Genomic DNA, 9,545 nt, shown 5'->3' on the forward strand with positions numbered 1-9,545 from the left:
GGGCTCAATCCGGACTTAGAAGGTACGCGCCTTGGGCGGGAAGGACTCGACCGTCAGCGGCTTCATCTGCACGGGCTTGTAATCCAGGCGGCTGCCTTCGGAGTACCACAGCGTGTGCTTCAGCCAGTTTTCGTCGTCGCGCGTCGGGTGGTCGTCCAGCGCATGCGCGCCGCGGCTTTCGGTGCGGTTGGCGGCCGACTTGATGGTGGCACGGGCCACTTCAGTCATGTTCGCCATTTCCAGCGCCTCGACGCGCGCGGTGTTGAACACCTTGGACTTGTCCTTGAAGTAGATGTTGTCGGCTTGCTTGGCCAGATCTTCGATCTGGGTCACGCCTTCGTTCAGCAGTTCCAGCGTGCGGAACACGCCGCAGTGGCGCTGCATCGAGAAGCGGATGGCGTTGCCGACGTCCTGGGTCTTTTCGCCCGAGGTGCGCGATTCCAGCTTGTTGACGCGGTCCAGCGAGAATTCGACGGCTTGCTGCGGCACGGGCTGGTGCGCGTGCTGGCGTTCCGGATGCGAATTGACGATATGGTTGCCGGTGGCGCGGCCGAACACGATCAGGTCCAGCAGCGAGTTGGTGCCCAGGCGGTTGGCGCCGTGCACCGACACCGCGGCGCATTCGCCGATGGCGTACAGGCCGTTGATGACCTTGTTCTCGCCGTTTTCGCGCGACAGCACCTGGCCGTGGTAGTTGGCCGGGATGCCGCCCATCTGGTAGTGGATGGTCGGAACGACGGGGATCGGTTCCTTGATCGGATCGACGTTGCCGAACTTGATCGCGATTTCGCGGATCGAAGGCAGGCGCTTGTTGATCACGTCGGCGCCCAGGTGGTCCAGCTTGAGGACCACGTAGCTGCCGTCCGGACCGCAACCGCGGCCTTCCTTGATTTCCTGGTCCATCGAGCGGGACACGAAGTCGCGCGGGGCCAGATCCTTCAGCGTGGGCGCGTAGCGCTCCATGAAGCGTTCGCCATCCTTGTTCAGCAGGATGCCGCCTTCGCCGCGCACGCCTTCCGTGATCAGCACGCCGGCGCCGGCCACGCCGGTCGGGTGGAATTGCCAGAATTCCATGTCCTGCAGCGGGATGCCCGCGCGGGCAGCCATGCCCAGGCCGTCACCGGTGTTGATGAAGGCGTTGGTGGAAGCGGCCCAGATGCGGCCGGCGCCGCCGGTGGCCAGCACCGTGGTCTTGGCTTCCAGGATGTAGATTTCGCCCGTTTCCATTTCGAGGGCGGTCACGCCCACGACGTCGCCCGCTTCGTTGCGCAGCAGGTCCAACGCCATCCATTCGACGAAGAACTGGGTGCGCGCGGCAACGTTGCGCTGGTAGAGGGTATGCAGCAGCGCGTGGCCGGTGCGGTCGGCAGCGGCACAGGCGCGCTGGACCGGCTTTTCACCGAAGTTGGCGGTGTGGCCGCCGAACGGACGCTGGTAGATGGTGCCGTCGGGGTTGCGGTCGAACGGCATGCCGAAGTGCTCGAGCTCGTACACGGCGTTCGGCGCTTCGCGGCACATGAATTCGATGGCGTCCTGGTCGCCCAGCCAGTCCGAACCCTTGACGGTGTCGTACATGTGCCAGTACCAGTTGTCTTCGCTCATGTTGCCCAGCGAGGCGCTCACGCCGCCTTGTGCGGCAACGGTGTGCGAACGCGTGGGGAACACCTTGGAGAGCACTGCAACGGACAGGCCCGCTTGGGACAGTTGCAGCGAACAACGCATGCCGGCTCCGCCGGCGCCAACGACCACCACATCAAACTGGCGGCGCGGCAAGGATTTCATGACAGAGACCACGGCTTAAATGCTCCAGAGGATTTGCGCGAAGTAAACGACCGAACCGACCAGCCAGAGGATCGTCAACACTTGCAGCAGCAGGCGCACGCCCACCGACTTGACGTAGTCCATCCAGATGTCGCGCACACCAATCCAGGCATGCCAGGCCAGCGCAATGAATGCAAGGGTGGCCAGGATCTGGCCAACCGGAAGAACGCCCACGTAGAAGTTGAACAGCGCGGTCCAGTGCTCGTACGTGAAGGACGGCATCATCAGGATGCCGATCAGCAGCACCAGCGTGTACACGGCCATGATGACGGCGGTGATGCGCTGGATGATGAAATCCATGACGCCGTAATGGGCGCCCACGACCAGACGCTTGGGTCCGTAGTTTTTCACGTCGGCCATTACAGCACTCCGAACAATTTGAGGGCGAACACCAGGGTCAGCGCCAGGCTCACCCCGAAAACCACGCCGGCGCTCTTCTTGGCCGACAGCTTGTCGATGCCGATGTGCAGGTCCAGCAGCAGGTAGCGGATGCCGGCACAGAAGTGGTGCAGGTAGCCCCAGATCAGGACCAGGAAGACGAGCTTGACGATCGGATTGCCGGCGTACGCGGCCACGGCTGCGAACGTCTGCGGCGCGGCCACGCTGGCCGCGAACAACGGCAGAATGACCAAGGGAAGACAGAGGAACAGCAGCGCGCCGCTGACGCGGTGCAGAATGGACAGCTTGCCGGCCAGGGGCAGGCGGTAGCTGGCGAGTTGCGCAATACCAATATTGCGAAACTGCGGACGTGGCTTGGCAGCGGTGTCGGACATGACGGCCTCGGTGTTTCGGAACTAGGGAATCGTTACGGCGGGAATGCCGTGGCCCTTGCGGGCAAACACGGTATTTTCGCCCAGAGATAGGGTCGGTATCAAATCGTGGTTAAAAAGCTCATCAATTCAGACTATTGCGGTAGTGGTATCGATCGGTCAAGTACAACCCCCGGCGAATTTCCATGGGGCGGTCACCATACGTATAAGACACCCTATCCACCTGCAACAACGGCGTCCCGGCAGGAACATTAAGCAGCGGACAGACCTCGGCCGGCGCGATCACCGCGCGCAGCTTTTCGTCCGCGCGCACCATGCTCACGCCGAATTCGGATTCGAACAGACCGTAGAGCGGCGCCTTGTTGGCGGTCAGCAGCTCGAGGGTCAGCCCACGGAAAATGGAACCGGGCAGCCAGATGTCGTCCACGACGGTGGGAGCCTGCCCAAGGGACAGAAGGCGGCGGATCATGATGACGGTTTCGCCGGCCCGCAGGTCCAGGGCGCGCGCGATCTCGGCGGGAGCGCGCAGGCGCCGGCATTCTAGGATGCGGCTTTCGGCCCGGCCGGCCTCGCCTTCGTCATCGGTGGCCAGGCGCAGGAAGCGGTAGCGCACGCGCGCTTCGTGGTGGGTGGCGACAAATGTGCCCTTGCCCTGGCGGCGCAGCAGCATGTGCTCCGCGGCCAGCTCGTCGACCGCCTTGCGCACCGTGCCCTGGCTCACCTGGAAACGGGCGGCCAGATCGATTTCGCTGGGGATGAGCTCGCCGGGCTTCCATTCGCCGCGTTCCAGGCTCTGGACAAGCAGATCCTTGATTTGGCGGTAGAGCGGACTGAAAGCGGCCCCCTCGCCCGCCGTACGGGCGGCGCGAATGCGTAAGGAGGTTTCGGGCCGGGGCTCTGCCATGGATCTTTTTGATTGAGTCATGTTTATCCGGGGAAATGGGAGGGCGGCGCAAGGCAGCGAACCCATCCGCAATGCGCTGCCGCCGCCAATGTTCTGGCTTGATACAGGCGCGCAACCGAAACCGGGCTGCGGCGCATTCGAATAAACGCTCTATTGTGGCATATCGGCCGGGAAGCTGTCCAACGTCTTATGTCTTATATAAGATAGAAGAGCAATTGACGGACACGTAAATTCGATCTAGGATTCAACGCTGCCCGGGCCCTGCGCCAGCCATGCTGCGCGCCGCTGCACACGCGTTGATTTTCACGCCCAACGATTACACTGATTGGTGAGATTTTTTCTCGCCAAACCATTACGGAGAACGTCCATGTCCAAGCCTGCCTTGCGTGTCGCCGTCACCGGCGCCGCCGGCCAAATCGGTTACGCACTGCTATTCCGCATCGCCTCCGGCGAAATGCTGGGTAAAGATCAACCCGTCATCCTGCAACTGCTGGAAATTCCCGACGAGAAAGCGCAAAAGGCCCTGAAGGGCGTCATCATGGAACTGGATGACTGCGCTTTCCCGCTGCTGCAAGAAGTCACCGCCCACAGCGACCCGCGCACCGCCTTCAAGGATGCCGACGTGGCCCTGCTGGTCGGCGCCCGTCCGCGCGGCCCCGGCATGGAACGCAAGGACCTGCTGTCCGTCAACGCCCAGATCTTCACGGCTCAGGGCAAGGCCCTGAATGACGTCGCCAGCCGCAACGTCAAGGTCCTGGTCGTGGGCAACCCGGCCAACACCAACGCCTACATTGCCATGAAGTCGGCGCCGGACCTGCCCGCCAAGAACTTCACCGCCATGCTGCGCCTGGACCACAACCGCGCCCTGTCGCAACTGGCCGCCAAGTCCGGCAAGGCCGTCGCCGACATCGAAAAGCTGGTGGTGTGGGGCAACCACTCGCCCACGATGTACCCCGACTACCGCTTCGCCACCGTCGGCGGCGAATCGCTGTCCAAGCTGATCAACGACGACGCCTGGAACCGCGACACGTTCATCCCCACCGTGGGCAAGCGCGGCGCCGCCATCATCGAAGCCCGTGGCCTGTCCTCGGCCGCTTCGGCCGCCAACGCCGCCATCGACCACGTCCGTGACTGGGTCCTGGGCAGCAACGGCAAGTGGGTCACGATGGGCATCCCGTCGGACGGCTCCTACGGCATCCCCGAAGGCATCATCTACGGCGTGCCGGTCACGACCGAAAACGGCGAATACAAGCGCATCGAAGGCCTGGAAATCGACGCCTTCTCGCGCGAGCGCCTGGACTTCACGCTGAAAGAGCTCCTCGAAGAGCGCGACGGCGTCAAGGACCTGCTGAAGTAAGCAGCGCATGAGTAAAGGATTGGGCCCGTTTGCGCGGGCCCAATTCCTAAGCAAGACCGAAACATAAACCTGTCCCTTTGCCGCTGCGCAAAGGAATGTCGAAGGGGACAGATTTATTTTCCGGCCTGACCTTCCATCCGGGGCATTCTGAAAACACCCGGTCCAAATCACGGAGACCACCCATGTCCAGACCCGAATCCGCCGGCGCCCTCTTCCGCCGCGCACTCGCCGAAGAAAGCCCGCTGCAGATCATCGGCGCCATCAACGCCAACCATGCGCTGTTGGCCAAGCGCGCCGGCTACCGCGCGATCTACCTGTCCGGCGGCGGCGTCGCGGCAGGCTCGCTGGGTCTGCCCGATCTGGGCATCAACACCATGGACGACGTCCTGACCGACGTGCGCCGCATCACCGACGTCTGCGACGTGCCGCTGGTGGTGGACATCGACACCGGCTTCGGCCCGTCGGCGTTCAACATCGCCCGCAGCGTCAAGAGCCTGATCAAGTTCGGCGCCGCCGCCTGCCACATCGAAGACCAGGTCGGCGCCAAGCGCTGCGGCCACCGCCCGGGCAAGGAAATCGTCTCGACCGAGGAAATGGCCGACCGCGTCAAGGCTGCGGCCGACGCCCGCACCGACACCGATTTCTACCTGATCGCCCGCACCGACGCGATCGCCTCGCACGGCGTGGACGCCGCCATCGAGCGCGCGCTGGCCTGCGTGGAAGCGGGCGCCGACGCCATCTTCGCCGAAGCCGCCTACGACCTGCCCACCTACGACCGCTTCGTCAAGGCCGTCAAGGTGCCGGTGCTGGCCAACATCACCGAATTCGGCAAGACGCCGCTGTTCTCGGTGGAAGAACTGAAGAGCGTGGGCGTGGGCATGGTGCTCTACCCGCTGTCGGCCTTCCGCGCCATGAACAAGGCCGCCGAAGCGGTCTATACCGCCATCCGCCGCGACGGCCACCAGAAGAACGTGGTGGACCTGATGCAGACGCGCGAGGAACTGTACGACCGCATCGGCTATCACGAGTTCGAATCCAAGTTGGACGCGCTTTTCCAGAAGGGCAAAGCGTAAGCAGGCCCCGGTTTCCGGCGCCGTGGCAGCCGCCCGGCGCCTTGCATGCCCACCCCCATAGCAACGACCATCGCGAAAGGAAGGAGTAGAGACATGAGTACGGCTCCCAAGAAGCAAGAAGCCAAATCGGACGCCAAGCCGGAAGAAAAGGCCGGCTTCAAACCCAAGAAATCGGTTGCGCTGTCTGGCGTCGTCGCCGGCAACACGGCGCTGTGCACGGTTGGCCGCAGCGGCAATGACCTGCACTACCGCGGCTACGACATCCTGGATATCGCCCACACCAGCGAATTCGAGGAAATCGCCCACTTGCTCGTCCACGGCAAGCTGCCCAACAAGGCCGAACTGAAGGCCTACAAGCAAAAACTGCGCAGCCTGCGCGGCCTGCCCGCCCAGTTGCAAGCCGCGCTGGAAGCCCTGCCTGCTTCCAGCCACCCCATGGACGTGATGCGTACCGCCGTGTCGGTGCTGGGCTGCGTGCTGCCCGAAAAGGACGACCACAATACCCCGGGCGCGCGCGACATCGCCGACCGCCTGATGGCCAACCTGGGCTCGGCGCTGCTGTACTGGTACCACTACAGCCACAACGGCCGCATCATCGACGTGCAGACGGACGACGACAGCATCGGCGGCCACTTCCTGCACCTGCTGCATGGCGAAAAGCCCAGTGATGATTGGGTCAAGGCCATGCACATTTCCCTGAACCTGTACGCGGAACACGAGTTCAACGCGTCCACGTTCACCGCCCGCGTCATCGCCGGCACCGGCTCGGACATGTTCTCCGCCATCTCGGGCGCCATCGGCGCGCTGCGCGGCCCCAAGCACGGCGGCGCCAATGAAGTGGCCTTCGACGTGCAGAAGCGCTATGACACGCCGGACGAGGCCGAGGCCGACATCCGCCGCCGCGTCGAAGCCAAGGAAGTTATCATCGGCTTTGGCCACCCCGTCTACACCGTGTCCGACCCGCGCAACAAGGTCATCAAGGAAGTCGCCAAGAAGCTGTCCAAGCAGGCCGGCAGCACCAAGATGTTCGACATCGCCGAACGCTTGGAAACGGTCATGTGGGACATCAAGAAGATGTTCCCCAACCTGGACTGGTTCTCGGCCGTCAGCTATCACATGATGGGAGTCCCGACCGCCATGTTCACGCCGCTGTTCGTCATTGCGCGCACGGCAGGCTGGTCGGCCCACGTCATCGAGCAGCGCATCGACAACAAGATCATCCGCCCCACCGCCAATTACGTGGGCCCGGAAGACCAGAAGTTCGTGCCGCTGGAAAAGCGCAAGTAAGACCGGGACACGGACGAGGGCACGACATGGCCACCTGTATTCATCCTATGGAGAGGTACCGCTATGTCTGCCCCGATCTCCAACGTCCGTCCCGATCCCGACCTGGTCCTGGTCGATATCGCCGACTACGTCCTGAAGTATGAAATCCAGAACAGCCTGGCGTACGAAACGGCGCGCAACTGCCTGATCGACACGCTGGGCTGCGGCCTGGAAGCGCTGGAATATCCGGCGTGCAAGAAACTGCTGGGCCCCCTCGTGCCCGGCACGACAGTTCCCCACGGCGCCAAGGTGCCGGGCACCCAGTTCCAGCTCGATCCCGTCCAGGCCGCGTTCAACATCGGCACGATGATCCGCTGGCTGGACTTCAACGACACTTGGCTGGCCGCGGAATGGGGCCACCCGTCCGACAACCTGGGCGGCATCCTGGCCACGGCCGATTGGCTGTCCCGCACCGCGGTCGCGGCGGGCAAACCTCCCTTGCTGATGCGCGACGTGCTGACCGGCATGATCAAGGCGCATGAGATCCAGGGCTGCATCGCGCTCGAGAACTCCTTCAACAAGGTCGGCCTGGACCATGTGGTGCTGGTCAAGGTGGCCTCCACCGCCGTGGTGGCGCAAATGCTGGGCCTGAACCGCGACGAAGTGATCAATGCGGTGTCGCTGGCCTGGGTCGACGGCCAGAGCCTGCGCACCTACCGCCACGCCCCCAACACCGGCAGCAGGAAGAGCTGGGCGGCAGGCGACGCCACCAGCCGCGCCGTGCGCCTGGCGCTGATCGCCAAGACCGGCGAGATGGGCTATCCGTCCGTGCTGACGGCCAAGACCTGGGGCTTCTACGACGTGCTGTTCAAGGGCCAACCGTTCAGGTTCCAGCGCCCCTACGGCAGCTATGTGATGGAAAACGTGCTGTTCAAGATTTCATTTCCGGCCGAATTCCACGCACAGACCGCCGTCGAATGCGCGATGGAACTCCATGGCCGGTTGAAAGCCGCAGGCAAAAGCGCCGACGACATCGCGAAAATCACGATCCGAACGCACGAGGCCTGCATCCGCATCATCGACAAGAAGGGCCCGCTGGCCAATCCTGCCGACCGGGACCACTGCATCCAGTACATGGTGGCGGTGCCGGCGCTGTACGGCCGCCTGACCGCGGCCGACTATGAGGACGAGGTGGCGCGGGACCCGCGCATCGACGCGCTGCGCGACAAGATCGTCTGCGTCGAAGACCCGGCCTACACCCGCGACTATCACGATCCCGACAAGCGCTCGATCGCCAATGCGCTGACGGTGGAATTCAAGGACGGCACGCGGCTGGACGAAATCGTCTGCGAATACCCCATCGGCCACAGGCGCCGCCGCGCCGAAGGCATACCGCTGCTGGAAGACAAGTTCCGCACCAATCTGGCGCGCATGTTCCCCGCCCGGCAGCAGGACCGCATCCTGCAGGCCTCGCTGGACCAGAAGCAGCTGGAAGCCATGCCGGTCCACGAGTACGTCGACCTCTACGTGATCTGAGCCGGCGGCCCGCAAAGCCCCATCCACGGGGCTTTGCCCCGGCCCTGGTGGCACGGTGGTGCAGCTTACAATGCGGCTTTCCTCGACTGGATCGCGCCATGGCCATGCTTTGGGTCAAGACCTTTCATATTGTCTTTATCGCTTCCTGGTTTGCCGGCCTGTTCTATCTGCCGCGCATTTTCGTGAACCTGGCACAGCAATCGGACGCCACGGTGCAGACCACCCTGCTGGGCATGGCACGCCGCCTGTACCGTTTCACCACCATCCTGGCCGTGGTCGCGGTCGTGTTCGGCATGTGGCTGTACCTGGGCTACGGCATCGGCGTCGGCCCCGGTAACGGCTGGATGCACGCCAAGCTCTTTTTCGTCCTGCTCGTCATCGGCTACCATCACGCCTGTGGCCTGATGCTGCGCAAATTCGAACAGGGCAAAAACACCCGTTCGCACAAGTTCTATCGCTGGTTCAACGAAGTTCCCGTCTTGCTGCTCTTGGTGGTGGTGGCGCTGGTCGTCGTCAAACCCTTCTGATACCCCCTACCTTTGCACATTCGCCAGGATTCGTATGTCCTCTGATGAACAGGACCGTCCGCGCAAGACGCTGACGATCAAGAAAACGGCGCGCGACGCCCACGCTGAAGACGCCCCCAAGCGCACCCGCACGGGCGCCCGCGCCCGTTTGGTCGCGCAACAGGAACGCACCAAGGAGAGCATCGAGCGCCAGAAGGATCCCGTCGCCTATCAACGGCGCAAGGACGAGGAAGCCCGCGGACCGCGCGGTGCCGGCCGCGGCCAGCCCACGCGCGGCTCGTCGGATCGGGC

At 63.6% G+C, this 9,545-nt stretch carries 9 protein-coding genes and 1 pseudogene; 6 read left to right on the forward strand and 4 right to left on the reverse strand.

Annotated elements, in window-relative coordinates; translation table 11 throughout:
* Positions 1-15 precede the first annotated feature (15 nt).
* The 4 genes from sdhA to WBB14_RS03610 all read right to left on the reverse strand — a co-directional run bounded on the left by sdhA (position 16) and on the right by WBB14_RS03610 (position 3,495).
* Positions 16-1,782, reverse strand: a complete 1,767-nt coding sequence (sdhA, locus tag WBB14_RS03595; RefSeq protein WP_424238608.1) for a succinate dehydrogenase flavoprotein subunit — start codon at positions 1,780-1,782, stop codon at positions 16-18.
* A gap of 15 nt (positions 1,783-1,797) precedes the next feature.
* Entirely contained in the window at positions 1,798-2,181 is a 384-nt protein-coding gene (gene sdhD / locus WBB14_RS03600; RefSeq protein WP_332012572.1) for a succinate dehydrogenase, hydrophobic membrane anchor protein, read from the reverse strand.
* Entirely contained in the window at positions 2,181-2,594 is a 414-nt protein-coding gene (gene sdhC / locus WBB14_RS03605; RefSeq protein ID WP_013392307.1) for a succinate dehydrogenase, cytochrome b556 subunit, read from the reverse strand. Before sdhC ends, sdhD begins: the two co-directional genes overlap by 1 nt.
* A gap of 121 nt (positions 2,595-2,715) precedes the next feature.
* The gene (locus WBB14_RS03610) at positions 2,716-3,495 is read right to left on the reverse strand and encodes a GntR family transcriptional regulator (protein ID WP_424238613.1); all 780 of its coding nucleotides are present in this window, start codon (positions 3,493-3,495) and stop codon (positions 2,716-2,718) included.
* Positions 3,496-3,862: 367 nt separating this feature from the next.
* Between WBB14_RS03610 and WBB14_RS03615 the strand changes: the two genes are divergently transcribed.
* The 6 genes and pseudogenes from WBB14_RS03615 to WBB14_RS03640 form a co-directional block, all read left to right on the forward strand.
* Positions 3,863-4,852 carry a malate dehydrogenase gene (locus WBB14_RS03615; protein WP_013392305.1) on the forward strand — a complete coding sequence of 330 codons (990 nt, stop codon included), beginning with the start codon at positions 3,863-3,865 and terminating at the stop codon, positions 4,850-4,852.
* Between the two features lie 182 nt (positions 4,853-5,034).
* A complete protein-coding gene (gene prpB, locus WBB14_RS03620) occupies positions 5,035-5,925 on the forward strand; it encodes a methylisocitrate lyase (protein WP_054450739.1) in 891 nt (296 codons plus the stop codon).
* 93 nt (positions 5,926-6,018) lie between these two features.
* On the forward strand, positions 6,019-7,212 hold the full coding sequence (prpC, locus tag WBB14_RS03625) for a bifunctional 2-methylcitrate synthase/citrate synthase (protein ID WP_424238609.1): 1,194 nt from the start codon (positions 6,019-6,021) through the stop codon (positions 7,210-7,212).
* 63 nt (positions 7,213-7,275) lie between these two features.
* Positions 7,276-8,727 carry a bifunctional 2-methylcitrate dehydratase/aconitate hydratase gene (locus tag WBB14_RS03630; RefSeq protein ID WP_424238610.1) on the forward strand — a complete coding sequence of 484 codons (1,452 nt, stop codon included), beginning with the start codon at positions 7,276-7,278 and terminating at the stop codon, positions 8,725-8,727.
* Between the two features lie 98 nt (positions 8,728-8,825).
* Positions 8,826-9,254, forward strand: coding sequence for a CopD family protein (locus tag WBB14_RS03635; protein WP_013392301.1), 429 nt, complete (start codon positions 8,826-8,828; stop codon positions 9,252-9,254).
* 34 nt (positions 9,255-9,288) lie between these two features.
* Positions 9,289-9,545, forward strand: a pseudogene (locus WBB14_RS03640) (DNA methyltransferase); the annotation flags it as partial.

It is taken from the genome of Achromobacter sp. (assembly GCF_049647645.1).
In the GTDB taxonomy this organism is placed as follows: domain Bacteria; phylum Pseudomonadota; class Gammaproteobacteria; order Burkholderiales; family Burkholderiaceae_B; genus Achromobacter.

Coding starts and splice junctions, on each gene's coding strand:
- sdhA (WP_424238608.1), bottom strand. CDS start 1,782: ATGAAATCCTTGCCGCGCCGCCAGTTTGATGTGGTGGTCGTTGGCGCC.
- sdhD (WP_332012572.1), bottom strand. CDS start 2,181: ATGGCCGACGTGAAAAACTACGGACCCAAGCGTCTGGTCGTGGGCGCC.
- sdhC (WP_013392307.1), bottom strand. CDS start 2,594: ATGTCCGACACCGCTGCCAAGCCACGTCCGCAGTTTCGCAATATTGGT.
- WBB14_RS03610 (WP_424238613.1), bottom strand. CDS start 3,495: ATGGCAGAGCCCCGGCCCGAAACCTCCTTACGCATTCGCGCCGCCCGT.
- WBB14_RS03615 (WP_013392305.1), top strand. CDS start 3,863: ATGTCCAAGCCTGCCTTGCGTGTCGCCGTCACCGGCGCCGCCGGCCAA.
- prpB (WP_054450739.1), top strand. CDS start 5,035: ATGTCCAGACCCGAATCCGCCGGCGCCCTCTTCCGCCGCGCACTCGCC.
- prpC (WP_424238609.1), top strand. CDS start 6,019: ATGAGTACGGCTCCCAAGAAGCAAGAAGCCAAATCGGACGCCAAGCCG.
- WBB14_RS03630 (WP_424238610.1), top strand. CDS start 7,276: ATGTCTGCCCCGATCTCCAACGTCCGTCCCGATCCCGACCTGGTCCTG.
- WBB14_RS03635 (WP_013392301.1), top strand. CDS start 8,826: ATGGCCATGCTTTGGGTCAAGACCTTTCATATTGTCTTTATCGCTTCC.